This window comes from Methylobacterium sp. 22177 (genome assembly GCF_052045615.1).
GTDB classification, from domain to species: domain Bacteria; phylum Pseudomonadota; class Alphaproteobacteria; order Rhizobiales; family Beijerinckiaceae; genus Methylobacterium; species Methylobacterium radiotolerans.
This window is the reverse complement of record NZ_JBQEPK010000002.1, coordinates 72,226-95,827: the sequence shown is the minus strand read 5'-3', so window position 1 is coordinate 95,827 and position 23,602 is coordinate 72,226. Positions and strand designations below refer to the sequence as shown.

The window sequence follows — 23,602 nt, the reverse complement described above, 5'->3', positions numbered from 1 at the left end:
CACCGGGCGATATCGGGTGCGAGAACGCAACCCGCCCACGCAGGACCTTGGGTACTCTTCGTGCAGCCTCGTGAAGGGCACCGAAGGAGACTGGCCGATGCCGCAGACTGCGACCCCGAACGACGTCGAGGCGATGCTGGCGAACCTCGCCCGCTCCGCGGGCCGGTCGCCGGAGGCCTACCTGGCCTCGGCCCGGTCCACCCTGGTCCGCATCCTGGCGCAGCCGGACCTGCTCGACCCGTCGCGGCTGGTCGGCCAGGGGCCCGGCCTGAGCCGGAACCTCCTGTTCGGCACCGAGGCGATCAGCGTCTGGGCGATGGTCTGGGCGCCCGGCACGGTGACGCCGGTCCACGACCACCACTGCTCGTGCTGCTTCGGCCTGTTGCGCGGCAGCCTCCGGGAGACGTGGTACCGCCCGATCAGCGAGACCCACGCCGTGGCGACCATGGACGCCGTCCGCGAGCCCGGCTTCGTCGCCTGCATGATGCCCACGGGGCCGAACCTGCACCGGATCGCCAATGACGGGCCGGAAGCGGCCGTCTCGATCCACGTCTACGGCTACGACCACCGGGCGCAGGACTCGTCGATCCACCGGACCTACGCGGTGGCGGCGGGCTGAGCCCCGCCGCAGCGCGGTCGCCTCACGCCACGTAGATCGTCGGGACGGCGGTCGTGTACTTCATCTCCTCCATGGCGATGGAGGAGGACAGATTCGAGAAGTCGAGCTTGGCGATGAGGCGCTGGTAGACCGCGTCGTAGGCCTCGATGTCGGGCACGACGATCCGCAGCAGGTAGTCGATCTCGCCGGTCAGGCGCCACGCCTCGACGATCTCCGGGAAGCCGGCGACCACCCGCCGGAAGGCGTCCGACCAGTCTGCGGCGTGGCGCGGCGCCTTCACGGCCACGAACACCGTGGTGGGGACGTTGACCTTGCGGCGATCCACCAGGGCGACCCGGCGACGGATCACTCCGGACGCCTCCAGCTTCTTCACCCGCCGCCAGCACGGCGCCGCGCTGATGCCGACCTGCTCGGCGAGCTCGGCCACCGGGAGCGTCGCGTCCTGCTGGAGGAGATCGAGGATCTTCCGGTCGACGGCGTCCATGCGATCGCTGCTCCCGTCTGCGGGTCCGGGCCGGACTACAGGGCGAAATGCTTCGAGAGCTTGAGCCCCTGGGCCTGGTAGTTCGAGCCGGCCCCGGCCCCGTAGAGCGTCTCCGGCAGGTCGAGCATCCGCTCGTAGACGAGGCGGCCGACGATCTGCCCGTCCTCCAGGAGGAACGGCACGTCGCGGGAGCGGACCTCCAGCACGGCCCGCGCGCCCGCCCCGCCCGCCCCGGCATAGCCGAAGCCCGGGTCGAAGAAGCCCGCGTAGTGGACCCGGAACTCGCCCACCAGGGGATCGAACGGCACCATCTCGGCGGCGTGGTCCGGCGGGACCTGCACGGCCTCCTTCGAGGCCAGGATGTAGAACTGGCCGGGGTCGAGGATCAGGCTGCCCGACCCGTCGGCGGCGAGGGGCTCCCAGAAATCCGCGGCCCGGTGGCGGCCGGGGGCGTCCACGTCGACGAGGCCGGTGTGGCGCTTCGCCCGGTAACCCACGAGGCCGTCGAAGCCGGCGAGGTCCACCGAGACCGCGACGCCGCCCTGGAAGGACGGGCTGCCGGCGTCGACCAGGGCCGAGCGGGCGTGCAGCAGGCCGAGCTCGACCTCGGTCAGCCGCGGCGCCCCGCGGCGGAAGCGGATCTGCGACAGCCGCGAGCCGCTGCGCACGAGGACCGGGAAGGTGCGCGGCGAGATCTCCGCGTAGAGCGGCCCGTCGTAGCCGGGCTCGACCTGGTCGAAGGCCTCGCCGCGGTCGGTGATCACGCGGGTGAAGACGTCGATGCGCCCGGTCGAGCTCTTCGGGTTCGCGGCCGCCGCGAGATCGGCCGGCAGGGCGAGGCTCTCCTGGAGCTCCGCGATGTAGACGCAGCCCGTCTCCAGGACGGCGCCCGGGCGCAGGTCGACGGCGTGCAGCGACAGCCGGTCGACGCAGGCCTGGACCGTCCGTCCCGAGCCGGGCAGGAAGCTCGTCCGAACCCGGTAGGCCTTGGCGCCGAGGCGCAGGTCGAGGCTCGCGGGCTGGATCTGGTCGGGTGCGAAGGGGCTCGCGGTCCGGATGCCGCCCGCCTGGGCCAGGGCGGCGATCGCCTGGGCCGGCAGAATGCCGGATCGGCCGTCCGCGCTCGACTCGGCGGCTCCCGTGGCTGCGCCCGCGTTCATCGCGCCCCTGACTCCCTCGCGCGCCCCGGCCGGTCCGCGTCACTCCGATCAGCGTTGTCCGTCGGGACCCGCTAACGCGGGCTTAACCGCTTCCGCAGGCCGCGTCATGCCGGCGCCGCGCCCCGCCGGGGGACCGGCGTCGCGCGAGGTAGTCCGCCGCAATTGACGGCGATTCCGCCGCCCACTACCACCGGCCGGGAAGCGCGTTCCATTCGGCTTCAGCGAGTCGTACCGTCCGAAGAAGGGCCAAATAGGGCGATGTACAAGGCCGAGACGCGGGGAATAAGTGTGACGGTTCAGTCTCGTTTCGTCGAGGAGGAGTCCTCGCCGACCGAGAGCCGCTACTTCTTCGCCTACACGGTCGAGATCGTGAACAACGGCAGCGAGCAGGTCCAGCTGCGCTCGCGCCACTGGCGGATCATCGACGGCCACGGCGCCTGCCAGGAGGTGCGCGGCACCGGGGTGGTCGGCAAGCAGCCGGTGCTGGAGCCGGGCGAGTCCTTCTGCTACACCAGCGGCTGTCCGCTCAACACGCCCGACGGGTTGATGGCCGGCAGCTACACCATGGCGACGGTGGCCGGCGAGAGCTTCGAGGCCGAGATCCCCGCCTTCTCCCTCGACAGCCCGCACGTCCGCCGCAGCCTGCACTGAGGTCCCGGCCGGGGCCTCGCCCCGGAGGAATCCATGTCCGCGACCGGCGAGCGGCTGAGCCCGCTCGACATGCTCGCCCGCCTCGTGTCCTTCGATACGGAGAGCGACAAGTCCAACCTCGCCCTGATCGACGCCGTCAGCGCCTATCTCGACGGCTGGGACGTCCCGTACCTGCGTCTCCCGAACGCGGCGGGCGACAAGGCCGCCATCCTCGCGACGGTCGGCCCGATGGTCGACGGCGGCGTCGTCCTGTCCGGCCATACCGACGTGGTGCCGGTGACGGGCCAGGCCTGGACCAGCGACCCGTTCACCCTGCGCGTCGCCGACGGCCGGGCCTACGGACGGGGCGCGGTCGACATGAAGGGCTTCGACGCGCTGGCCCTGGCCCTGGTGCCCGACATGATCGCCGCCGGCCTGAAGCGGCCGATCCACATCCTGCTCTCCTACGACGAGGAGACGACCTGCCTCGGCTCGATGGACGGGATCGCGCGGTTCGGCGACGGCCTGCCCCGCCCGGCCGCGGTGATCGTCGGCGAGCCCACCGGGATGGAGGTGGCGGACGCCCACAAGAGCATCGTCACCTGCCTCACCACGGTCCACGGCCACGAGGCCCATTCCGCCCGCCCGGCCCTCGGCGCGAACGCCGTGTCGGCCGCCTGCGACCTCGTCGCCGGCCTCAACCGGATCGCCGACCTGATGATCGAGCGCGGCGACCCGTCCGGGCGGTTCGATCCCGCCTCGACCACGGTCCATGTCGGGACGATCCAGGGCGGCACCGCGCGCAACATCCTCGCCAAGGAGTGCCGCTTCCTCTGGGAGTATCGCGGCCTGCCCGATCTCGACCCGGCCGAGATCCCGCGGCTCTTCGCGGCCGAGGTCGAGCGGGTCACCCGCGAGCGCCTCAACCGCTACGGCGCGTACGGGCGGATCGAGACGCTGGAGGAGGTCGACATTCCGGGCCTCGCTCCGGAGCCGGGCTCGGAGGCCGAGCGCCTCTGCCTGCGCCTCGCGGGACGCAACCGCACCGTCGCGGTCCCCTACGCCACGGAGGCCGGGCGCTTCCAGGCGGCGGGTCTCCCGACGGTGGTCTGCGGCCCCGGCGACATCGCCCAGGCGCACCAGCCCGACGAGTTCATCACCCTCGATGCCCTGGGCCAGGGTGAGCACTTCCTGCGCAAGCTGATCGAGGTGGGTGCGTCATGAATGCGGTGACCGGTATCACCATCAAGCTGCGCCCGCTGGAGCGGGAGGACCTGCGCTTCGTCCACCAGCTCAACAACAACGACAGCATCATGCGCTACTGGTTCGAGGAGGCTTACGAGTCCTTCGCCGAACTGCAGCAGCTCTACGAGCGCAACATCCACAATCAGACCGAGCGGCGCTTCATCGTGGCCGACCCGAGCGGGGAGCCGGCCGGGCTGATCGAGCTCGTCGAGATCAACCACCTGCACCGGCGCTGCGAGTTCCAGATCGCGATCCACCCGAGCTTCCAGGGCCGCGGCTACGCGTGGCAGGCCACCCGGATCGCCATGGATTACGCCTTCAGCGTGCTCAACATCCACAAGCTCTACCTGCATGTCGACCGGGACAATGCCCGGGCCGTGCGGATCTACGAGCGCTGCGGCTTCCACCCCGAGGGCGTGCTGAAGGACGAGTTCTTCGTGAACGGGCGCTATCGCGACGCCGTGCGGATGTGCCTGTTCCAGCCCGAATATCTCAGGGCCCGCGGCGGCGGCGGCGACATCGCGGAGCCCGTCCTGAAGGCCTGAACCGGGTCCCGTCCGCCGCCCGCGGGCGCCGTCGACCCGAGACGACGAGGGGGAGGAGCCGGTCGGCCCCCCCCCCACGCTCACGCTTTTCAGTTGCGGCCGGTACCGCCCGCCTGGCCGCCGGCCCGGCCGGCGCCCTGGGCGCCGCCCATGGCGCCGTTGCCGCCCGTGCTGCCGCTCATGCCGCCGCGCTCCGCGCCGCCGGTCCGGCCGCCCTCGGCGCCGGACTTCATGCCGCCCTGCTGGCCCCCGCGATCCGACGCGTTGCGGATGCCGTCCTGCTGGCCGCCGCGCATGTCGCTGTTGCGCACGCCGTCGTTCTTGCCCTCCTGACGGGACGCCTTGTCCATCCCGCGATCCTGGCCGCGGTCGTTGCGGTCCGTCCGGCCGTCGTTGCGGCCCTCGTTGCGCGACGCGTTGCGGATGCCGTCCCGCTCGCCGCGATTGTCGAAGCGCGCCCCGGCGCGCTGCTCGGAGCGGAAGCTCGCGCTGACCGCGCCGCCGCCGCTCAGGCGCCGGTACTCGGCGGAGCCGTAGCGCACCCGCTGGCCGCGGATCGTCACGAAGCGGTCCTCCTGGACGGAGACGAGGCGGCGGTACTCGGGGGAGCCGTACACCACGCGCTGGCCGCGGATGACGACGTAGCGCGCGCGCGGGCCGGTCTCGCGGACGCTGACCAGGCGGCGGTACTCGGGTGAGCCGTAGAGCACCCGCTGGCCGCGGATCACGACGTAGCGCGCGCGCGGGCCGCGGTTCTCGGTGACGACGAGGCGGCGATACTCCGGCGAGCCGTACACGACCCGGCGGCCGCCGATGAACACGTAGCGGCCCTCGCGGCGGAAGCCGCCCTCGACCCGCTCGGACCGGACATCCGTCCGGCTCACGTCCGTCCGGCCGCGGAAATCGGTGCGGTCGGCGCGACGGTCACCGCGGCGGTCGCCGCGATCGGCACGCGCGCCGTCGCGATCCCCGCGCTCGTCGCGGTCGGCGCGATCGCCGCGGCGGTCGCCCCGCTCGGCGCCGGCCCTGTCCTGAGCCGTGCGATCCTGGGCCATGCGATCCTGGCCCGAGCGGCCCTCGCCGCCGGCCTCGCGGCCCTGCGCGGACCGACCCGCCTCGGCGCCGGAGCGGTCGGACGCCGCCTGGCGACCGCCCTGCATGCCGCTCTGCATGCCGCCGCGGTCGCCGCCACCGGCCTTCATGCCGGACTCGGCGCCACCCTGACCGCCGCGACCGCCCATCCCGGCGCCGCGATCGGCGCCACCCTGCTGGGCATAGGCCGAGGTGCTGATCAGCAGCGCGGCCAATCCGATCGACAATTTCCGCATGGCGTACCCTCCAATGTTGAATCTGCCACGCAACGTCAAAGGTCGCGAAACGGTTCAGCCTGGAGGGCTCAAAAATTTACGCAACGAATACCGATCTTCGTGCGTTTCGCGCGGAAAAGCTTGGCCGTAGACGCGGGCATGCTGGTCCGCAGGCCCGCTGTCCTGCGCTCTACTGGCTCGGCTGTCCGGCGATCTCGGCCTCGACCTCCTGGGGATCGAGGTCGTAGCGCCGGGAGCAGAACTCGCAGGTGATGACGATGCGCCCGTCATCCGCCACCATGTCGTGCCGTTCCTGCGGCGAGAACGAGCGGATCATGCCCATCACGCGCTCCCGCGAGCAGCGGCATGTCTCCTGGACCGGCTGACGGTCGAACACCCGCACGCCGCGCTCGTGGAACAGCCGGTAAAGCAGCCGCTCGCTGGACACGTGCGGATCGACCAGCTCGTGGTCCTCGATGGTCGCGACCAGCGAGCGGGCCTCGACCCAGGCATCGTCCTCCGGCGCCTCCCCCGAGAGATGCGCGTGGCCCTCCGGGATGTCGCCCGGGGGCAGGTCGGCGAGGCGCGCCCGGTCCACCGACTGGGGCAGGAACTGCACGAGCAGGCCGCCGGCCCGCCAGCGCCCGGCCCCCTCCTCCACGGCCTCGGCCACGGCGAGGCGCACCTGCGTGGGGATCTGCTCCGACTGGCGGAAATACTGGTGCGCGGCCTCCTCCAGGCTCTGGCCCTCGAGGGCGACGACGCCCTGGTAGCGGCTCGCGGCGGTGCCCTGGTCGATGGTCATGGCGAGATGGCCGGTGCCGATCAGCTCGGCATCCTTGAGCGGCCCGGCGCCGAGGGCGGCGACCCGCTCCGGCTCGAACCGCGCGGTGGCGCGCAGCCGGTCCGGGGCCTCGAAATCGACCACGATCATCGCGACCGGACCGTCGGTCTTGGTCTGGAGCTGGAACCGGCCCTCGAACTTGAGCGAGGAGCCGAGCAGCACCGTCAGCGCCGCCGCCTCGCCGAGGAGGCGCGCCACCGGGTCCGGGTAGCCGTGGCGGCGCAGGATCGTGTCCACGGCGGGACCGAGCCGGACGACGCGCCCGCGCACGTCCAGCGCCTCGACGGCGAAGGGCAGCACGGCGTCGTCCGCGCCGGCGTGGCCGTTGCCGGCATTCTCGGCCCGCGACTGGGATGGCGACTGGGGGTGCGACTGCGTTCCTGAGGTCATGCCCTCTCCGATCGATGCGTCCGGCCTCTCGTGCCGGCAGAGCGTGGACCCGTCCTCCCGGGGGCCGGGCGGCGTGAGGCGATGACCTTGGCGGAGCGATCGGATCCCTCACCCCGTCCAGCCCGGAGCGGGAGCGGCGGCGCAGCGCGCCCCGTTCGTCGCCGGGATGCCGCCTTCCGGCGGCCGCGATGGGGAGACGGACGGCACGGGCCGCCCGCTCACGCCTATATGGTGCCCCGACCCCGCGAGCGCGAGGCCGGACGTGGCGACCGCGGGCTCAGAGCCCGCTGGCGCCCAGGCACCAGGCCAGGATGCCCTTCTGCGCGTGCAGGCGGTTCTCGGCCTCGTCGAACACCACGGAGCGCGGGCCGTCCATCACCTCGGCCGTCACCTCCTCGCCGCGGTGGGCCGGGAGGCAGTGCATGAAGATCGCGTCCGGGTTCGCCGCCGCCATCAGCGCGTCGTTGACCTGATAGGGGCTCAGCAGGTTGTGCCGGTGCGCCTCGTCGTCGTCGCCCATCGACACCCAGCAATCGGTGACCACCGCATCGACGCCGTCCACGGCCGCGAAGGCGTCGGTGGTGACGTGGACGTCGGCACCCTCCTGCTGCGCCCAGGCGAGGAGCGCCGGCGGCGGCGCGAGTTCCGGCGGGCTCGCGATGTTCAGGGTGAAGTCGAACCGGGCGGCGGCGTGGACCCAGCTCGCCAGCACGTTGTTCGCGTCGCCCGACCACGCGACCTTGCGGCCCCGGATCGGCCCGCGATGCTCCTCGAAGGTCAGCACGTCGGCCATGATCTGGCACGGGTGCGAGACCTTGGTCAGCGCGTTGATCACCGGGACGGTGGCGTACTCGGCCAGCTCCAGCATCTGACCGTGGTCGAGGATGCGGATCATGATCGCGTCGACGAAGCGCGAGAGCACCTGCGCGGTGTCGCCGATGGTCTCGCCGCGGCCGAGCTGCATCTCGGAGCCGGTGAGCATCAGGGTCTCGCCGCCGAGCTCGCGCATCGCCACGTCGAAGGAGACGCGGGTGCGGGTCGAGGGCCGGTCGAACACCATGGCGAGGGTCTTGCCGGTGAGCGGGCGCTCGGCGGCCAGCTCGCCCTTGCGGCGGCGCGCCTTGATGGCGGCGCTGGCATCGAGGACCCGGCGCAGCTCCGCCCCGGAGAAATCCTTGAGATCGAGGAAATGACGAGGGCCGGCACCGTTCAGGTGCCTGGCCGGGGCGTGTGCCCGGCCGTCAATCTGGGCTTTCATCGCGTCACAATACTAGAGTCTGCTCAACGATCACCTGATCATGAACCGCACTCTACCTCCTGGCAGGGGCATCTCCGTCACGCGCGGCGGGATCGACCGCGCCCGGAAATGCTTCGGGCCGCCCTCCGGGATCCGGAGGGCGGTGTTCTCAAACGCGCGGATCGATCCTACTCGGCCGCGCCGCGCACGGCCTCGAAGCCGGACGCCGCCGCCTCCAGGCGGCGGACCGCCTCGTCGATCTCGGCCTCGCCGATGGTCAGCGGCGGCAGCAGGCGGACGATGTTGTCGCCCGCCGGAATCACCAGCAGGTGGGCGTCCCGCGCGGCGGCGGCGAAGTCGGTGTTCGGCACGCCGAGCTTGAGGCCGAGCATCAGCCCCTCGCCGCGGATCTCCTGGATGACGTGCGGGTGGCGGTCGCGCAGGGCCGCGAGCTTCTGCTTGAGCAGCAGGCCGGACCGGGCGACGCGCGCGAGGAAGCCCTCCTCCAGCACCACGTCCAGCACGGCGTTGCCCACCGCCATGGCGAGCGGGTTGCCGCCGAAGGTGGTCCCGTGCGTGCCGGCGGTCATGCCGCGGGCGGCCTCGCGGGTCGCGAGGCAGGCGCCGAGCGGGAAGCCGCCGCCGATGCCCTTGGCGACGCTCATGATGTCCGGGGTGATGCCGGACCATTCGTGCGCGAACAGCCGGCCCGTGCGGCCGACGCCGGTCTGGACCTCGTCCATGATCAGCAGGAGGCCGTTGGCGTCGCAGATCTCGCGCAGCCGGCGCAGGTCCGCGTGGGGGATCTCCCGAACGCCGCCCTCGCCCTGGATCGGCTCGATCATCAGCGCCGCCGTCTCCGGCCCGATCGCCGCCTCGAGCGCCGCCCAGTCGCCGGCCGGGACTTGGTCGAAGCCCTCGACCTTCGGACCGAAGCCCTCGATGTACTTCTGCTGGCCGCCGGCCGCGAGCGTCGCCAGCGTCCGCCCGTGGAAGGCGCCCGCGAAGGTGACGATCCGGTAGCGCTCCGGCTGCCCACCGGCCGCGTGGTACTTGCGGGCGATCTTGATCGCCGCCTCGTTCGCCTCCGCGCCCGAGTTGCAGAAGAACACCACGTCCGCGAAGGTCGCGTCGACGAGCCGCTGCCCGAGGCGCTCGCCGCCCGGAATCTGGAACAGGTTCGAGGTGTGCCAGATCTTGCTCGCCTGCGCGGTCAGCGCGCCGACGAGGTGCGGGTGCGCGTGGCCGAGGCCGTTCACCGCGATGCCGGCGCCGAAGTCGAGGTATCGCTCCCCGCCCTCCGTCACGAGCCAGGCGCCCTCGCCGCGCTCGAAGGCGAGCGGCGCGCGGACGTAGGTCGGCAGAAGGGCTGACGTCACGGGTCCCATCTCCGTTTCACACAGGATCCCGGAGCGAGCGTTGAGCCGGCTCCAAATGAAAGTGCCGCCTCAGTCCTGGGCGGCACGCGCGCGATTACTATGAAAGAGCCGCCGCCTGTCAACGTTTCAGTGCCCGGCGGACCCGCCGGGCAGCCCTGCACGCGGCACCGATAGGGCTGATCTCGACGGTCAAGCGGCGGCGGTCTCGCCCCGGGCCGACGGAGAATCGAAGGTCTGCGGAACCGGCACTTGCGCCGCGGGGGGCGGCCGTGCTCCTGCTCCCGCGGATTCGCAGGAACCAGGGAGAACCCGATGAGCTCGATCAAGGAACGCCTGGCGGCGCTGGGCCTGACCCTGCCGAGGGCGGCGGCGCCGGTCGCCAACTACGTGCCGTTCGTGCGCACCGGCAACTTGGTGGTGATCTCCGGCCAGGTCTGCTTCGGCGCGGACGGCGCCATCGCGGCCGAGCACAAGGGCAAGGTCGGCGGCGGCGTCTCGGCCGAGGCCGGCAAGGCGGCCGCCCGCCTGTGCGCCCTCAACGTCCTCGCCCAGCTCGAGGCCGCGGTGGGCGACCTCGACCGCGCGGTGGTCCAGTGCGTCCGGCTCGGCGGCTTCATCAACGCGGCGCCGGGCTTCTCGGCCGTGGCCGGCGTGATGAACGGCGCCTCCGACCTGATGGTCGAGCTGCTCGGCGACCGCGGGCGCCACGCCCGCTCCACCGTCGGCGTGGCCGAGCTGCCCCTCGACGCCGCCGTCGAGGTCGAGGCGATGTTCGAGGTCCGCTGACGGTGGCCGCCCCCGACTGGCTCACCGCGCGGCCGATCGCCCATCGCGGCCTGCACGACCGCGCGGCGGGCCGGCCGGAGAACACGCTGGCGGCGGCCCGGGCGGCGGTCGCGGGCGGCTTCGCCATCGAGTGCGACGTCCAGCTCAGCGCCGACGGCGAGGCGATGGTCTTCCACGACGCCGCCCTCGGGCGCCTGACGGGGACGGGCGCGGCTCTGGCCGACCGGTCGGCCGCCGAACTCGGGACGCTCGCCGTCGCCGGGTCCGCGGAGACGATCCCGACGCTGCCGGCCTTCCTGGCGGCGGTGGCCGGGGCGGTGCCGGTGGTGATCGAGGTGAAGTCCCGCTACGACGGCGACCTGCGGCTCGCGACCCGCACCGCCGAGATCGCCGCGGCCTGCGCCGGGCCGGTGGCGCTGAAATCCTTCGACCCGCAGGTGGTCGCGGCCCTGCGCGACCTCTGCCCCGCCACGATCCCGCGGGGCATCGTGGCGGAGACGACGCAGGACGATCCGGTCTACGCGGCCCTGACGCCCTCGCTCCGCCGGTCGCTCTCCGACCTGCTGCACCTCGCCGAGACGCGGCCCGACTTCCTGTCCTGGCGGGTGGACGACCTGCCCTGCGCGCCGACCTACCTCTGCCGGCTGCTCGGTCAGATCCCCGTCATGACCTGGACGGTCCGGACCGCGGAGCAACGCGCCCGCGCGGCCGCGCACGCGGATCAGATGGTGTTCGAGGGGTTCGTCCCGTAAATTTTCCTACGCCCTGTCCGATTCCGTCCGACCAAGATCGCCATGACCGTTACGAGTGACGCGCGCGCGCGGTTCGCGCGGCTCTGCCGGGGCCTCGCCCTCGCCGCGACCCTGCTCTCCCCGGCACCCGCTGCGGCGGCCGACCCGTGCGAGGGCACGACCCAGGCGGATCTCAACGCCTGCGCGGGCGCCGATTACCGGGCCGCCGACACCGCGCTGAACGCCGTCTACGGGCAGCTGACGAAGAAGATCGGCCCGAAGACGAAGGACGCCCTGCGGGGCGCCCAGAAGGCCTGGCTGTCGTACCGGGACGCGACCTGCTTCCTCGAGACCCTGGGCCTCGACGGGGGCTCGGCCTACGCGATGGCGTACAACGGCTGCCTGAAGGGGCTGACCGACGCGCGGATCAAGGTCCTGAAGGGATACCTCGACTGCAAGGCGGACGACGTCTCCTGCGTCGGCCGCCTCGGCGAGTGAGCGCGCGCCGCGACCGCGACGTCCGGTTCGGGCGTCCGGCGCGACGACGGGTCCGGGCCGCGGCGGGTGACGTCGGCGGCCGTCTGACAACGCTGCCGCGGGTGCCGTGCGCATCCGCCCGCTTGCTCCCGGCCGGTCACGGGCTAGACTCCGGCCCATGAAGCAAGCACCCGGGCCGACGCCGGAGACCGCCGCACTGACCGTGCGAGCGCTTCCCGGATTGAAGGAGATCGGCGCGGCGGAATGGGATGCCTGCGCCTTCTCGTCCGAGACCCTGGCGGCGGGCGACGAGACCCACAACCCCTTCCTGTCGTACGCCTTCCTGTCGGCGCTGGAGGATTCGGGCTGCGTCTCGCGCAGGACCGGCTGGCTGCCGCTCCACGTCTCCGTCGAGCGCGACGGCGCGCGCCTCGGCGTGGCGCCCTGCTACCTGAAATCGCACAGCCAGGGCGAGTACGTCTTCGACCACGGCTGGGCCGACGCCTACGAGCGGGCCGGCGGCGCCTACTACCCCAAGCTCCAGGTCAGCGTGCCGTTCACGCCGGTGACCGGGCCGCGCTTCCTGATCGCCCCGGGGGCCGATCCCGACGAGGCCACGGCCGGCCTCGTCGCGGGCCTGCGGGCGCTGCGGGGCGAGACCAAGGCCTCCTCGATCCACGTCACCTTCATGCGCGAGGCGGAGTGGGAGCGGGCCGGCGCGGCCGGCTTCCTGCAGCGCACCGACCAGCAGTTCCACTGGCAGAACGACGGCTACGCGACCTTCGACGATTTCCTGTCCGCCCTCGCCTCGCGCAAGCGCAAGACCATCCGCAAGGAGCGCCGCGACGCCCTGGCGCCCGGCATCACGGTGGAGCACCTGACCGGCGCGGACATCACCGAGGCCCACTGGGACGCGTTCTACGCCTTCTACATGGACACGGGCTCCCGGAAATGGGGCCGGCCCTACCTCAACCGCCGGTTCTTCTCGCTCCTGTCCGAGCGCATGGCCGACCGGGTGCTGCTCGTGATGGCCAAGCGCGGCGACGCCTACATCGCCGGGGCCATCAACCTGATCGGCGACACGGCGCTCTACGGGCGCAACTGGGGCTGCATCGAGGACCACCCCTTCCTGCATTTCGAGGTCTGCTACTACCAGGCGATCGATTTCGCGATCGCCCGCGGCCTGAAGCGCGTGGAGGCGGGCGCCCAGGGGGAGCACAAGCTCGCCCGCGGCTACCGGCCGGTCCTGATGCACTCGGCCCACGACATCGCCGACCCGGCGCTGCGCCGCGCGGTGGCCGATTACTTGCAGCGGGAGCGCGCCCACGTCGCCGAGGCGGTCGATGTCCTCGACACGCTGACGCCGTTCCGGCGCGCGGACCAGGGCGGCGCCCGCGAGGGCGCGACGCCGTCCGGATCCCCGTCCCCCAACACGTCCCCCCCCGAGAGTGCCGAGTCATGAGCCCGATCGACCGCATCAAGACCTACGCCGACGAGTTGACGGCCCTGCGCCGCGACCTGCACGCCCATCCGGAACTCGGCTTCGAGGAGGTGCGCACCGCCGGCATCGTGGCCGATCTCCTCGAGAAATTCGGCTGCGAGGTGCATCGCGGCGTCGGCGGCACCGGGGTGGTGGGCCTGCTCAAGGGCCGCACCGACAACGGAAAGCGCATCGGCCTGCGCGCCGACATGGACGCCCTGCCCATCGAGGAGGAGACCAACCTCCCCTACCGCTCGACCTACGCGGGCAAGATGCACGCCTGCGGCCATGACGGGCACACCACGATGCTGGTCGGCGCGGCGCGCTACCTCGCCGAGACCCGCGACTTCGACGGCACCGCGGTGTTCGTGTTCCAGCCGGCCGAGGAGGGCCGCGGCGGCGCCCGGGCCATGCTGAAGGACGGCCTGTTCGAGCGCTTCCCCTGCGACGAGATCTACGGGCTGCACAACCAGCCCGGCGGCGGCCACGGCATGATCAAGCTGCGGCCGGGACCGATCATGGCGGCGGCGGACTTCTTCGACATCCACATCCGCGGCAAGGGCATCCACGCCGCCCAGCCGCACCGGGGCGTCGACCCGATCATCATCGCCACCGGCCTTGCCCAGGCCCTCCAGTCGATCGTGTCGCGCAACGCCGATCCGCTGAAGTCCATCGTCCTGTCGATCACCCGGATCGAGGCGGGCTCCGCCTACAACGTGATCCCGGAGACGGCCCATCTCGCCGGCACGATCCGCACCTTCGACAAGGAGATCCGGGCGCTGGCCGGCACCCGCATGCGCGAGCTGGCGGCGGGCTTCGGCGCGGCCTACGGCGCCGAGGTCACCGTCGACCTGCAGGACGTGTTCTCCGTCCTGGAGAACGCCCCCGAGCAGGCGGCCGCCGCCACGGAGGTCGCCACCGAGCTCCTGGGCGCCGACAAGGTCGAGTCGAACGTCGTGCCCAAGATGGGCAGCGAGGACTTCGCCGACATGACCATGGCGGTCCCCGGCGCCTATGTCTGGCTCGGCGCCAATCCGGGCCCCGGCCTGCACAATGCCGGCTACAACTTCGACGACTCGATCATCCCGATCGGCAGCGCCTTCCTGGCGCGGATGGTGGAGCGCCGCACCGCGGCCTGAGGCCGGGCCGTCGCCGCCGTCCGGGACTTTCCGGATGGCGGGCGATGTCGCCGCGCGCGCCCGGTCGGCCGTCGACAGCGCGGCCGATCGGTGCGAATCCTGACGGAACTCGCCCGCGCGCCGACGCGGGCCGCGACGGGAGGGCGCCATGTCACCGGAGATGCGGGAATCGCGCGCGGCGCTCATCCTGCTCGCCGCCTCGGTCGGCGCGGTCCTGATTTTCGGCGCCTTCACGCTGCTCACCCAGCTCGGCTGAGGCGCGACCGCGATTACAACCTGAACGGGTTGGTTCCGGGTCATATCGACCCGGTGCGGCCGCCCGAAGAACGGGATTCCGCTATCCGCGCAGGGCAATGCCGTCGATGCGTGGCGGACCATCGAGTTGAGTTAACTGCTCATTAATTCCATCAGCGGTTGTATATCTCCGACGAAGGCGGGCATGGTGCGCGCTGCAACCGGAGTTCGCCCATGATTGCCGATGCAATCCAGGGCCCCCGCCCCCGGCCGGTCGATCTCTCGGCCGCCCTCGACGCCTCCGGGATCATCGGCACGTGGTCGTGGTCGCCGCGCGCCGAGCGCTGCGTCCTCGACGCCGGCGCCGCCGAGGTGCTGGCCGGCGATCCCGGACTGGCCGGACGCCCCCTCCCGCTCTCGGTCGCCAAGGCCTGCGTCCATCCCGAGGATCGGCCGGCCGTGGTGCGGCAGTTCAAGGCGGTGCGCGAGCGCGGCGGCCTGTTCGTGGCCGAGTACCGGACGCTGTCGCCCTCGGGTCAGGTCCGCCGGATCCTCGACCGCGGCCGGATCCCGACGGGCGCGTCGAGCCGGCGCCTCGGGCACGGCATCATCATCGACGTGACCGACGAGCCGTCGGCGGCGCACGCGGCTGCGCACGCGGCGGCCGAGCCCGCGGACCCGCTCGCGCGGGCGGTGGACCGCGCCCTCGAATGCCGCGACGCCCTCGAGGGCGTGGCGGATTCCGAGCTTCAACTCCTCATCGACATGCTGCTGCTGCACCTCGGCCGGCGCATCGCCAAGGCCTCCGCGACCGGCGCGCGCCGCGGCGGCCACTGAGCGGGGCTGCCGCGTCCCGCCGGACCGTCCGGCCCGGCTCACTGCACCAGCACGGCCTGGTTGCAGAGGGTGCCGTCGACGTCGAGATCGGCGTAGCCCAGACGCAGGCCGAGGCTGCGCAGGACGGTGTCGAGCACGAGGTCGATCCCCGGGGTCACGGTGCCCAGCGTCGTCGTCAGGGCCGACTGGAGCAGCGGCGGCACGCCGAGGCCGTCGATGTTCAGCACGAGGTTGCGCAGCAGGCTGCCGGTGAGCGACTGGGTCAAGTTGCCCGAGGCGACCGTGCGCACGGTGTGGTTGGCGATGTCGGCGTCCGAGAACACGAGGGTCTGCGACGCGGTGCCGAGCGTCGCGTGGGCCCGCCCGGAGACGTTGACCAGCGGCAGGGCGATCAGGGAGGCCGGCTGCGACAGGTCGGGGCCCGCGCTGCCCCCCGTGATCGCGGCGCGCGGGATCTGGGCGACGGCCAGCGTCGCCAGTCCGGTCTGCGCGTCGAGGGTGACCTTGCGTCCTCCGGACCCGGCGCAGCTGAGCGACCGCAGGGTCGCCTGCGCCGGTGCGACTTCCGCGTAGACCGGCAGGGAGAGCGTCCCGAGCCCGAGCGGCGCCGTGACGGTGGTCTCGATCAGCAGCCGGGTCTGCGCCGTCTGAACGGTGGCGTTCTGGCTGCCCGGCCGGACCCAGCCCGAGCTGCGCTTGCGCTCGCCGGTCGCCAGGGTCAGCCGGGTCGAGAGCAGTCCCGGCACGGTGGCTCCGAGATCGACCGCCACCTGGTTCTGGCCGTTCGCCAGGGAGGCGGCGGCGCCCAGGAGGTTCAGCACGTTGAGGGAGGGGCCGGCGAAGCCCCGGGGCGGCGCCAGCGCGGCGGCGTCGCCGAGCCCGTCCACTTGACCGATCGCGACGAGGTTTCCGGCGTTCGGCAGGGCGTTGAGGATCCCCGACAGGGCCGACGCCGCGCTGCCATTGTCCGACGCGGCGGCCCGGATCGCCATCAGCAGCTGACCGACGCTGGCATTCGCCTGGACGATGTCGGTATAGTTCGCGGCCTGCATGTTGAGGCTCGCCCCGAGGGAGTCCAGGACGCGCAGCCCGTCGACGCGGGCGCTGGCCAGGGCGTCGTAGTCGCTGACGCTGAGCGACAGCCTGGCCCCGAGCAAGGCACCGAGCAGGGCGTTGGCGATGCCGCCCTCGAGCCTCAGGGTGCCGGATCCGATCGTGAAGGCCGCGAACTGCGCGCTCGCGGCGGTGCCGGTCACCCGCAGCGGCACCGCCCCGGGCAGGCCGATCGCCCGGCCGAAGGTCACCGGGACCGAGGTCGAGAGGCCGACCCGCACCGCGTTCGCCGGGCTTCCGCCGGCGCTGAACCGGCCGCCCGGAGCGACGCCCCTGGTGCTGGCGTCGTAGCTGCCGGGCGCGACCGTGGCGGTCGCGGCACCGTAGCCGTTGTCGCTGAGCGACCGGCGGGCGACCGTGTCGGCTTGGCTCGGATCGACGGCCGCCAGCATGGCGGCGATGTCCGCCGCCCCTTGCGCCTTGCGCCGCGCCTGGAAGACCAGCCCGAGATCGATCCCGACCGCGCCCGCCCCCATCAGCATGGCGCTGCCGAGCGCCACCAGGATCGCGACGTTGCCGCCGCGCGCGGCCCCGAAGCGCAGCAGGCGCCCGCCCGGGCCGGTCACAGGCCGCCCTTCCGGACGCTGACGCTGCTGCGCAGCACCGTCGGGAGCATCGGCAGCAGGCGCGCGAAGACGTTGATGCCGAGCGTCGAGGCGTCGAGGGTGACGGTGACCGTGTACACCGTCGCGTCGCTGGGATCCGGCCCGACCTGCACGACGATGCTGCCCGGCCGGAACATCGCGCCGGCGCTCAGGCTCCGGTTCACCATGGTCTGGGCGAGGTTCGCGCGCTCGGCATCGGTGACGCCCGCCACGGAGGCGCGGGCCGCCTCGGCGGCGATCTGGCGGAGGTTGTGGGCGGCCCCGAGGCAGATCCCGAACACCGCGATCCCGGCGAAGAGCAGGAACAGCACGGGCGCCACCAGGGCGAACTCCACCGCGGAACTGCCGCGCCGGCAGGTCCAACCGCTCGGCGCGCTCCGCCGGCGCAAGCGCCGCATGCCCATCGCATCGCCCTCCGCGACTCGCGCAGCACGACCACTGCACGGCCCATCGTGACGGCGATGTTCTAACTAATGGTTGTTTTGATACTAGATTATACAACCAAAGCGAGCACAAAGCGCCGCGGCCGCGTCTCGCGCGCGCGGCGGGCCCGTTGCCGCCGCGCATCGTCGCGGTCTCAGATCGCCCGCGGCGGCCGCAGCAGGCCGATCCCGGCGGGGTCGAAGGACGCGCTCTTGATGATGGCGTGGACCTCGCGTCCCGGCGCGAGGCCGAGGTCGCGGACGGCCGCGCCGGTCACGCGCGCCACGAGACGGGCGCCGTTGCAGTCGATCTCCACCGCCGTCTCGGCGCCCGCGGCCGTCAGGCCGCAGATCCGGCCGGCCAGCACGTTGCGCGCGCTGAGGCCGCGGGGAGGCTCGGTGGCGACGAGCACGTCCCGGGCGGGGATGCGGACCCGCAGCCGCGTCCCGGCCGGGCGCGACAGGCCCGGCACCAGCAGGCGCCCGGCGGTGCCGGTCAGGCGCGTGAGCCCCGTGGCGTCGTCGAAGGCCTCGACGACCATGTCGAGGAGCGCGCCGGCCTCGGCCTCGTGGATCGGCACGAGATCGGCGCGGCGCAGGATCGTCTCCGCGGGGCCGGCGGCGGCCACCCGCCCGGATTCCAGCACGATCACCGTGGTGGCGAGCCGGGCGACCTCGGAGACCGCGTGGCTGACATAGATGACCGGCACGCCGGCCTCGTCGCGCAGGCGCTCGATGTAGGGGAGGATCTCGGCCTTGCGGGCCTCGTCCAGGGCCGCGAGGGGCTCGTCCATCAGCAGGAGGCGCGGCTTGGCCAGGAGCGCCCGCCCGATCGCCACCCGCTGGCGCTCGCCGCCCGAGAGGCCCGCGGGCCGCCGGTCGAGGAGATGGTCGATGCCGAGCAGGCCCGTCACCGCCGAGAAGGCCGCCGGGTCGGCGCGGCGCCGCGCGAAGACCCGGCCGTAGCCGAGATTGGTCCGGACGCTGAGATGCGGGAACAGCCGGGCGTCCTGGAACACCACGCCGACCTGCCGCCGGTGCGGCGGCAGGATGAGGCCGGCCGCGGTGTCGACCCACGGGGTGCCGCCGACCACGATCCGGCCCCGGTCCGGCCGCGCGAGGCCGGCGATCAGGTCGATCAGCGTGGTCTTCCCCGAGCCCGAGCGCCCGAACAGGGCGGTGAGCCCCGGCCCGGCCTCGAAGGCGGCCGCGAGCGCGAAGGCGCCGCGGCGGAGCTGGACGTCGACCTGGATGCTCACGCGGCGGGACTCGGGTAACACGAGCCCCGGCGCATCCCGGCGCCGGCCCGGACTTGCCCGCGATGATCACGGTCCACCACCTCGAGAACAGCCGCTCCCAGCGCGTGCTCTGGCTGCTGGAGGAACTGGAGCTGCCCTACCGCGTGCGCCGCTACGCCCGCGATCCGCGGACCCTGCGCGCGCCCCCCGAACTCGTGGCCGTACATCCCCTCGGCAAGGCGCCGGTGATCACCGACGGCGAGACGGTGGTCGCCGAGACCGGCGCGATCGTCGCCTACCTGACGGATCTCGCCGGCGCGCGGCTGGTGCCCGGACCCGGGACGGAGGAGCGGCGGCGCTACGTCTACTGGTCGCATTACGCCGAGGGCTCGGCGATGCCGCCGCTGCTGCTGAAGCTCGTCTTCGGGCGGCTGGCGCCGGGTAGCCCCTGGCCGCTGCGGCCCCTCGTCCGCCGGATCGCCGACACGGTGCTGCGGGGCTTCGTCGATCCGGACCTGCGCCGCCACGCGGCCTTCTGGGAGGCGGAGCTCGCCGGCCGACCCTATTTCTGCGGCGCCGACTTCACCGCGGCCGACATCCTGATGAGCTTCCCGCTGGAGGCCTTCGCGGCGCGCGGCACGGGCGCGGGCCCGCGCGTCGCGGACTGGCTCGCGCGCATCCACGCCCGGCCGGCCTACCGGCGGGCGCTGCAGCAGGGCGGTCCCTACGCGTATGCCTGAGCGGGCGTCCCGCCCCGGATCGGTCGCCATTCAGCCCGCCCCCAGGCGCCGACCGGCCCGCCGCGCCAGGAATTCCGAGACCAGCAGCGCCGTGACCGACAGCGCGATCGAGATCAGGGTGAGGCGCAGGGCCGGCCCCTCCCCGCCGGGGACCTGCGTCAGCGTGTAGATCGCCGACGGCAGCGTCTGGGTCTCGCCCGGGATGTTCGACACGAACGTGATGGTCGCGCCGAACTCCCCCATCGCCTTGGCGAAGGCCAGCACGGCCCCCGCGAGGCAGCCGGGCAGGCTGAGCGGCAGCGTGATCGTCAGGAACACCGCGAACGGGTTCGCGCCCAGCGTGCCGGCCGCCTGCTCCAGGCGCCGGTCCACGGCCTCGATCGACAACCGCATGGCTCGCACCATGAGCGGGAATCCCATCACCGCGCAGGCCAGCGCCGCCCCGGTCCAGCGGAAGGAGAAGACCACGCCGATCTCGGCGAGGGGGGCGCCGAGCGGTCCGCGCCGGCCGAAAGCCAGCAGGAGCAGGTAGCCGGTCACGACCGGGGGCAGGATCAGCGGCAGGTGGACCAGCCCGTCCAGCAGGGCGCGGCCGGGAAACCGGCGCCGCGCCAGCAGCCACGCCACGGCGAGCCCGGGCACGAGGCTCGCGAGCGTCGCCACCGTCGCCACCCGCAGGCTCAGGCCGACGGCGGTCCACTCGTCCGGCGTGAGGCCGAGCAAGGGGGCGGCGCGCCGCTACTGGCTGGCGCCGGGCTGCGCGACCACCGTGAAGCCCTGGCGCTCGAAGGAGCCCCGGGCCTCCGGGCCGCGCAGGTAGCCGAGCAGCGTCCCGGCATCCGGATTGCGCGACTCCCGGGTCACGGCCGCCGGATAGACGATCGGCGGGTGGCTGTCGGCCGGGAAGGTCGCGAGCACGTGCACGCTCGGATCCGCGGCCGCGTCGGTGGCGTACACGATGCCGAGCGGCGCCTCGCCCCGGGCGACCAGCAGGAGGGCGGCGCGCACGTTCTCGGCCTGGGCGACCTGCCCCTTCACGGCGTCCCAGGCGCCGAGCTTCTCCAGGGCGGCCTTGCCGTACTTGCCGGCGGGAACGGCGTCGATCGTCGCCATCGCCAGCCGCCCGCCGCCGAGTATCCGCGTCAGCGTGGTGCCGAGGTTCGGCGCCAGGGCCACCTGCGGATCCGAGGCGCTGTCCTTCGGCCCCGGGGCGATCAGCACCAGGGCGTTGCGCAGGAGGTCGATCCGCGAGCCGGCCTTCAGCAGCCCGGCCCGGTCGACGTAATCCATCCACGCGAGGTCGGCCGAGACGAACAGGTCCGCCGGCGCCCCCGCCTCGATCTGCTTCGCGAGGGCGTTCGAGCCGGCGTAGGAGATCCGCGCGGTCTTGCCGGTCGCCTTCGTCCAGGCGGCGGCGGCGTCGTCGAGGGCGTTCTTGAGACTCGCGGCCGCGAACACGACGACCGGCGCGTCCGCTCGCGCGGCCCTGTCCGTCGGCGCGAGGGTCAGGGCCGCGAGCGCGCCGGCGACCAGGATCCGTCGGGTCAGGGGCATCGGTGGGAACTCCCGGTCGCGACCCGCTATATACGGCGGGGAACGACGGGGATCATAGGCGCGCGCGGACACTCGGCCAAGGGCCGGCCGCCCCGAGGGGTGGCGCGGCTCCCGTCACGTCAGCCGAGCTCGGCCTCTTGCCGGTCCTTGGGCTCGGCCTCTGCCCGATGCAGGCGGCTCAGCAGGACGAGGAGATGGCCCGGGATGGGCCCGTCCGGTGCGGGGCCGCCGAAGATCCGCTCGCGCGGTCGGGCAGGCACGGCCGCACCGTTGACGACCACGGGCCCGCGGGGGCCGGAACGCCGGGACTTGGTCACGCTGTACGCACCCTGCTCAATCGTGATTCACGTAAAAAGCCGGCAAAAACGCCGCTGTCAGCGGCCGGTTCCGCGGCTGCGGTACATCATTTGGTTAACGCGCGACCATCCTGCCGCATTCCTGGGCACCCGCTCGCGCGAATCTGAGGGCGCGACCTCACCAGGTGCGGATGTCGTGCCGCTCGGTCGGGCGCGTCTCCGGCAGGCCGTTCATGCCGTTCGCGACCAGCACCGCCCAGAGCGTGGCCGCGGCCGTGGTCACGGCCGCGAAGGCGACGCTGATGAGGAGAGGCGCGGTCATGGCGGCACGATCGTCTGTCAAAACCGGCGCGCCGCTCCGGAACGAGCGGCGCGCCCGAGTTGAGGGTCTGGCCTTGGGGAAGCCGAGATTGTTTAAGCACACGCAGTGGCTGTGGACACTGCTTTGGATCGCGGGAAAGATAAGTATTGGCGCTTGTGACTGTCCGGCAACAACGGGTCCGGCCGCCGGTCCGCTCCGCCGCTCCGCCCCTGCCGGGCCCGTATTTTTTCGCGTCAGCCCCTGGGCTGCGGCCCGGCCCGGCGTTACAGCCGGGCACCATGCTCGAAGGCCTGCCGCCCCACCGCCCGTCCCACGTCCTGCGTCTGCTGACCGACGAACGCTCGGCCCGCGCGATGACCGACCTGCTGGGCGAGATGTTCGATCCCACGGAGACCGCGGTGGCGGCCTTCGAGGACGAGGACGGGCGCACGTGGCGCCTGGAGGCCTATTTCGCGGACGCGCCCGACGAGGACTACATCCGCGCGCTGATCCGCCCGGTCATCGGCGACGCGGCCGACGCGGCGGAATTCCGCACGATCGCGCAGCAGGACTGGGTGCGCGCGTCGCTGGAGGGCCTGAAGCCGGTCCGGGCCGGCCGGTTCCTCGTCCACGGCGCGCACGACCGCGACTCCGTGCGGGGCAATGATCTGGCCATCGAGATCGAGGCCGCCCTCGCCTTCGGCACCGGGCATCACGGGACGACCCTGGGCTGCCTCCGCGCCCTGGTCTCGGAGCTCAAGCGCCGGCGCCCGGTCCACGTCCTCGACGTCGGTACCGGTACCGGGATCCTCGCCTTCGCGGCCGCCAGGGCCCTGCGGCAGCCCGTGGTGGCCGGCGACCTCGACGCGGAGGCCGTGCGCACGGCCCGCGAGAACGCCCGCGCCAACGGGCTCGGCCCCTATCTCAAGCTCTACGAGGGGCCCGGGGTCCGCCACCGCCTCGCCGACCGGCCGCGCCATTTCGATCTCGTCTTCGCCAACATCCTGGCCCGGCCCCTCAGGCTCCTCGCGCCGACGCTGGCGCGGGTCGTCGCCACCGAGGGTGTGCTGGTCCTGTCGGGCCTGATCGAGCGCGACGTGCCCGGCGTGCTCTCCGCCTACCGCCTCCAGGGCTTCTCCCTCGTGCGGCGCGGCGTGATCGAGGGGTGGGTCGCCCTGGTCCTGACGCGCGGCGGTGCGGCACCGCGTCCGCGGCGCTGAACCGCGCGGAACCGCCCAGAACTCCGCGCGCGCCGGCGTGTTGTCCGGCCATGAGCCAGACGTCGCTCCACGCTCCGCCCGCGGACCCGATCGCCGAGGGCGCCCGCGCCCGGGCGCAGGGCCGTCCCAAGGATGCCTGCCCCTATCCGGCCGATTCGCCCGCGCGCCGAGCGTGGATCGAGGGCTACGACGGGGCGCCCGCGGATCGCGCGCCGGACCTGCCGGTCACGAACGGCTGATCAGCGCGCGGTGCGCAGCCGGCCCGGCCGATCCCGCTCGTCCGCGGCCTCGGCCGGCGCCCCCGCCGCGTCCACCTGTGACACGGGCGCGCCGAGCGCCGCCATCAGCGCGCGCAGGCCGTCGATCCACTCCTCGAGTTCGGCGAGCGAGTCGAAACCGTCGCGGCGGACCACCGTGTCGGGCTCGATCGTGACGACGGCGTCGAAGCGGCCGTCGGGTCTGTCGCTGATCCGGTAGTAAACGCGGCGTGGCATGTCTGAGTAATAAGCGAAAATCCGCGGCGTGATAAGATTGCTAACGATTTTTAAGCACCGCAACCGACCTTCGACCGACCTCTTTGTCGTGAGAA

27 protein-coding genes are annotated in these 23,602 nt (G+C 72.9%); 13 read left to right on the top strand and 14 right to left on the bottom strand.

Going from position 1 to position 23,602, the window contains the following annotated elements:
- Window positions 1-97 precede the first annotated feature (97 nt).
- Window positions 98-619 (top strand): cysteine dioxygenase, encoded by a 522-nt coding sequence (locus tag ACTJK8_RS02805; RefSeq protein ID WP_012319277.1) that lies wholly within the window; start codon window positions 98-100, stop codon window positions 617-619.
- A gap of 22 nt (window positions 620-641) precedes the next feature.
- Here ACTJK8_RS02805 and ACTJK8_RS02800 read toward each other — a convergent pair whose 3' ends face one another.
- Both ACTJK8_RS02800 and ACTJK8_RS02795 read right to left on the bottom strand, forming a co-directional pair.
- Complete coding sequence (locus ACTJK8_RS02800) at window positions 642-1,103, bottom strand: Lrp/AsnC family transcriptional regulator (protein WP_012319278.1); 462 nt, start codon at window positions 1,101-1,103, stop codon at window positions 642-644.
- 35 nt (window positions 1,104-1,138) lie between these two features.
- Entirely contained in the window at window positions 1,139-2,263 is a 1,125-nt protein-coding gene (locus ACTJK8_RS02795) for a 2'-deoxycytidine 5'-triphosphate deaminase (RefSeq protein ID WP_012319279.1), read from the bottom strand.
- Between the two features lie 258 nt (window positions 2,264-2,521).
- Between ACTJK8_RS02795 and apaG the strand changes: the two genes are divergently transcribed.
- From apaG to speG, 3 genes are read left to right on the top strand one after another with little or no spacing between them, the layout of a single operon-like run.
- The gene (apaG, locus tag ACTJK8_RS02790; RefSeq protein WP_012319280.1) at window positions 2,522-2,914 is read left to right on the top strand and encodes a Co2+/Mg2+ efflux protein ApaG; all 393 of its coding nucleotides are present in this window, start codon (window positions 2,522-2,524) and stop codon (window positions 2,912-2,914) included.
- A 33-nt stretch (window positions 2,915-2,947) separates the two neighbouring features.
- Window positions 2,948-4,117, top strand: a complete 1,170-nt coding sequence (gene argE, locus ACTJK8_RS02785) for an acetylornithine deacetylase (RefSeq protein ID WP_012319281.1) — start codon at window positions 2,948-2,950, stop codon at window positions 4,115-4,117.
- On the top strand, window positions 4,114-4,683 hold the full coding sequence (gene speG / locus ACTJK8_RS02780; RefSeq protein WP_012319282.1) for a spermidine N1-acetyltransferase: 570 nt from the start codon (window positions 4,114-4,116) through the stop codon (window positions 4,681-4,683). The genes argE and speG overlap by 4 nt, the downstream gene beginning before the upstream one ends.
- 89 nt (window positions 4,684-4,772) lie before the next feature.
- Here speG and ACTJK8_RS02775 read toward each other — a convergent pair whose 3' ends face one another.
- The 4 genes from ACTJK8_RS02775 to ACTJK8_RS02760 form a co-directional block, all read right to left on the bottom strand.
- Window positions 4,773-6,011, bottom strand: a complete 1,239-nt coding sequence (locus tag ACTJK8_RS02775) for a hypothetical protein (RefSeq protein ID WP_440761488.1) — start codon at window positions 6,009-6,011, stop codon at window positions 4,773-4,775.
- Between the two features lie 169 nt (window positions 6,012-6,180).
- On the bottom strand, window positions 6,181-7,224 hold the full coding sequence (locus ACTJK8_RS02770; RefSeq protein ID WP_012319284.1) for an Hsp33 family molecular chaperone: 1,044 nt from the start codon (window positions 7,222-7,224) through the stop codon (window positions 6,181-6,183).
- 277 nt (window positions 7,225-7,501) lie between these two features.
- Entirely contained in the window at window positions 7,502-8,482 is a 981-nt protein-coding gene (gene argF, locus ACTJK8_RS02765) for an ornithine carbamoyltransferase (RefSeq protein WP_012319285.1), read from the bottom strand.
- 167 nt (window positions 8,483-8,649) lie between these two features.
- Window positions 8,650-9,840, bottom strand: coding sequence for an aspartate aminotransferase family protein (locus ACTJK8_RS02760; protein ID WP_029360135.1), 1,191 nt, complete (start codon window positions 9,838-9,840; stop codon window positions 8,650-8,652).
- A gap of 312 nt (window positions 9,841-10,152) precedes the next feature.
- Here ACTJK8_RS02760 and ACTJK8_RS02755 point away from each other — a divergent pair, with 312 nt between their 5' ends.
- The 6 genes from ACTJK8_RS02755 to ACTJK8_RS02730 all read left to right on the top strand — a co-directional run bounded on the left by ACTJK8_RS02755 (window position 10,153) and on the right by ACTJK8_RS02730 (window position 15,524).
- A complete protein-coding gene (locus ACTJK8_RS02755; RefSeq protein WP_012319287.1) occupies window positions 10,153-10,626 on the top strand; it encodes a RidA family protein in 474 nt (157 codons plus the stop codon).
- 2 nt (window positions 10,627-10,628) lie between these two features.
- Complete coding sequence (locus ACTJK8_RS02750; RefSeq protein WP_012319288.1) at window positions 10,629-11,378, top strand: glycerophosphodiester phosphodiesterase family protein; 750 nt, start codon at window positions 10,629-10,631, stop codon at window positions 11,376-11,378.
- Window positions 11,379-11,420: 42 nt separating this feature from the next.
- Entirely contained in the window at window positions 11,421-11,855 is a 435-nt protein-coding gene (locus ACTJK8_RS02745) for a lysozyme inhibitor LprI family protein (protein WP_012319289.1), read from the top strand.
- Between the two features lie 157 nt (window positions 11,856-12,012).
- Entirely contained in the window at window positions 12,013-13,296 is a 1,284-nt protein-coding gene (locus ACTJK8_RS02740; protein WP_012319290.1) for a GNAT family N-acetyltransferase, read from the top strand.
- Complete coding sequence (locus ACTJK8_RS02735) at window positions 13,293-14,453, top strand: M20 aminoacylase family protein (protein WP_012319291.1); 1,161 nt, start codon at window positions 13,293-13,295, stop codon at window positions 14,451-14,453. The genes ACTJK8_RS02740 and ACTJK8_RS02735 overlap by 4 nt, the downstream gene beginning before the upstream one ends.
- A 468-nt stretch (window positions 14,454-14,921) precedes the next feature.
- A complete protein-coding gene (locus ACTJK8_RS02730; RefSeq protein WP_043073730.1) occupies window positions 14,922-15,524 on the top strand; it encodes a PAS domain-containing protein in 603 nt (200 codons plus the stop codon).
- Between the two features lie 38 nt (window positions 15,525-15,562).
- Here ACTJK8_RS02730 and ACTJK8_RS02725 read toward each other — a convergent pair whose 3' ends face one another.
- The 3 genes from ACTJK8_RS02725 to modC all read right to left on the bottom strand — a co-directional run bounded on the left by ACTJK8_RS02725 (window position 15,563) and on the right by modC (window position 18,923).
- A complete protein-coding gene (locus ACTJK8_RS02725; RefSeq protein WP_076728210.1) occupies window positions 15,563-17,203 on the bottom strand; it encodes a TadG family pilus assembly protein in 1,641 nt (546 codons plus the stop codon).
- Entirely contained in the window at window positions 17,200-17,640 is a 441-nt protein-coding gene (locus ACTJK8_RS02720) for a TadE/TadG family type IV pilus assembly protein (protein ID WP_234742043.1), read from the bottom strand. The genes ACTJK8_RS02725 and ACTJK8_RS02720 overlap by 4 nt, the downstream gene beginning before the upstream one ends.
- A 179-nt stretch (window positions 17,641-17,819) precedes the next feature.
- Window positions 17,820-18,923, bottom strand: coding sequence for a molybdenum ABC transporter ATP-binding protein (gene modC / locus ACTJK8_RS02715; protein WP_029360637.1), 1,104 nt, complete (start codon window positions 18,921-18,923; stop codon window positions 17,820-17,822).
- Window positions 18,924-18,985: 62 nt separating this feature from the next.
- Between modC and ACTJK8_RS02710 the strand changes: the two genes are divergently transcribed.
- Window positions 18,986-19,642, top strand: a complete 657-nt coding sequence (locus ACTJK8_RS02710; RefSeq protein WP_012319297.1) for a glutathione S-transferase — start codon at window positions 18,986-18,988, stop codon at window positions 19,640-19,642.
- Window positions 19,643-19,672: 30 nt separating this feature from the next.
- On the opposite strand, the gene modB is transcribed toward ACTJK8_RS02710, so the two are convergent.
- The 4 genes from modB to ACTJK8_RS02690 form a co-directional block, all read right to left on the bottom strand.
- Window positions 19,673-20,365, bottom strand: coding sequence for a molybdate ABC transporter permease subunit (gene modB, locus ACTJK8_RS02705; protein WP_012319298.1), 693 nt, complete (start codon window positions 20,363-20,365; stop codon window positions 19,673-19,675).
- A gap of 15 nt (window positions 20,366-20,380) precedes the next feature.
- On the bottom strand, window positions 20,381-21,196 hold the full coding sequence (modA, locus tag ACTJK8_RS02700) for a molybdate ABC transporter substrate-binding protein (RefSeq protein ID WP_029360639.1): 816 nt from the start codon (window positions 21,194-21,196) through the stop codon (window positions 20,381-20,383).
- 119 nt (window positions 21,197-21,315) lie between these two features.
- The gene (locus ACTJK8_RS02695; RefSeq protein ID WP_244633107.1) at window positions 21,316-21,456 is read right to left on the bottom strand and encodes a hypothetical protein; all 141 of its coding nucleotides are present in this window, start codon (window positions 21,454-21,456) and stop codon (window positions 21,316-21,318) included.
- A 214-nt stretch (window positions 21,457-21,670) separates the two neighbouring features.
- Entirely contained in the window at window positions 21,671-21,814 is a 144-nt protein-coding gene (locus ACTJK8_RS02690) for a hypothetical protein (RefSeq protein WP_164891278.1), read from the bottom strand.
- 278 nt (window positions 21,815-22,092) lie between these two features.
- Between ACTJK8_RS02690 and ACTJK8_RS02685 the strand changes: the two genes are divergently transcribed.
- Window positions 22,093-23,013 (top strand): 50S ribosomal protein L11 methyltransferase, encoded by a 921-nt coding sequence (locus ACTJK8_RS02685; protein ID WP_012319302.1) that lies wholly within the window; start codon window positions 22,093-22,095, stop codon window positions 23,011-23,013.
- A 50-nt stretch (window positions 23,014-23,063) separates the two neighbouring features.
- The gene (locus ACTJK8_RS02680; protein ID WP_076728204.1) at window positions 23,064-23,252 is read left to right on the top strand and encodes a ribosome modulation factor; all 189 of its coding nucleotides are present in this window, start codon (window positions 23,064-23,066) and stop codon (window positions 23,250-23,252) included.
- On the opposite strand, the gene ACTJK8_RS02675 is transcribed toward ACTJK8_RS02680, so the two are convergent.
- The gene (locus ACTJK8_RS02675) at window positions 23,253-23,507 is read right to left on the bottom strand and encodes a hypothetical protein (protein ID WP_440761487.1); all 255 of its coding nucleotides are present in this window, start codon (window positions 23,505-23,507) and stop codon (window positions 23,253-23,255) included.
- Between the last annotated feature and the right edge of the window lie 95 nt (window positions 23,508-23,602).

Excerpts from the sequence above, each read along its gene's own strand:
- modA (WP_029360639.1), bottom strand. The coding sequence starts at position 21,196 with ATGCCCCTGACCCGACGGATCCTGGTCGCCGGCGCGCTCGCGGCCCTG.
- ACTJK8_RS02745 (WP_012319289.1), top strand. The coding sequence starts at position 11,421 with ATGACCGTTACGAGTGACGCGCGCGCGCGGTTCGCGCGGCTCTGCCGG.
- ACTJK8_RS02730 (WP_043073730.1), top strand. The coding sequence starts at position 14,922 with ATGATTGCCGATGCAATCCAGGGCCCCCGCCCCCGGCCGGTCGATCTC.
- ACTJK8_RS02740 (WP_012319290.1), top strand. The coding sequence starts at position 12,013 with ATGAAGCAAGCACCCGGGCCGACGCCGGAGACCGCCGCACTGACCGTG.
- ACTJK8_RS02775 (WP_440761488.1), bottom strand. The coding sequence starts at position 6,011 with ATGCGGAAATTGTCGATCGGATTGGCCGCGCTGCTGATCAGCACCTCG.
- argE (WP_012319281.1), top strand. The coding sequence starts at position 2,948 with ATGTCCGCGACCGGCGAGCGGCTGAGCCCGCTCGACATGCTCGCCCGC.
- ACTJK8_RS02710 (WP_012319297.1), top strand. The coding sequence starts at position 18,986 with ATGATCACGGTCCACCACCTCGAGAACAGCCGCTCCCAGCGCGTGCTC.
- ACTJK8_RS02800 (WP_012319278.1), bottom strand. The coding sequence starts at position 1,103 with ATGGACGCCGTCGACCGGAAGATCCTCGATCTCCTCCAGCAGGACGCG.
- ACTJK8_RS02720 (WP_234742043.1), bottom strand. The coding sequence starts at position 17,640 with ATGCGGCGCTTGCGCCGGCGGAGCGCGCCGAGCGGTTGGACCTGCCGG.
- ACTJK8_RS02685 (WP_012319302.1), top strand. The coding sequence starts at position 22,093 with ATGCTCGAAGGCCTGCCGCCCCACCGCCCGTCCCACGTCCTGCGTCTG.
- ACTJK8_RS02675 (WP_440761487.1), bottom strand. The coding sequence starts at position 23,507 with ATGCCACGCCGCGTTTACTACCGGATCAGCGACAGACCCGACGGCCGC.
- ACTJK8_RS02770 (WP_012319284.1), bottom strand. The coding sequence starts at position 7,224 with ATGACCTCAGGAACGCAGTCGCACCCCCAGTCGCCATCCCAGTCGCGG.
- ACTJK8_RS02735 (WP_012319291.1), top strand. The coding sequence starts at position 13,293 with ATGAGCCCGATCGACCGCATCAAGACCTACGCCGACGAGTTGACGGCC.
- apaG (WP_012319280.1), top strand. The coding sequence starts at position 2,522 with ATGTACAAGGCCGAGACGCGGGGAATAAGTGTGACGGTTCAGTCTCGT.
- ACTJK8_RS02755 (WP_012319287.1), top strand. The coding sequence starts at position 10,153 with ATGAGCTCGATCAAGGAACGCCTGGCGGCGCTGGGCCTGACCCTGCCG.
- ACTJK8_RS02805 (WP_012319277.1), top strand. The coding sequence starts at position 98 with ATGCCGCAGACTGCGACCCCGAACGACGTCGAGGCGATGCTGGCGAAC.
- ACTJK8_RS02690 (WP_164891278.1), bottom strand. The coding sequence starts at position 21,814 with ATGACCGCGCCTCTCCTCATCAGCGTCGCCTTCGCGGCCGTGACCACG.
- ACTJK8_RS02795 (WP_012319279.1), bottom strand. The coding sequence starts at position 2,263 with ATGAACGCGGGCGCAGCCACGGGAGCCGCCGAGTCGAGCGCGGACGGC.
- argF (WP_012319285.1), bottom strand. The coding sequence starts at position 8,482 with ATGAAAGCCCAGATTGACGGCCGGGCACACGCCCCGGCCAGGCACCTG.
- ACTJK8_RS02680 (WP_076728204.1), top strand. The coding sequence starts at position 23,064 with ATGAGCCAGACGTCGCTCCACGCTCCGCCCGCGGACCCGATCGCCGAG.
- speG (WP_012319282.1), top strand. The coding sequence starts at position 4,114 with ATGAATGCGGTGACCGGTATCACCATCAAGCTGCGCCCGCTGGAGCGG.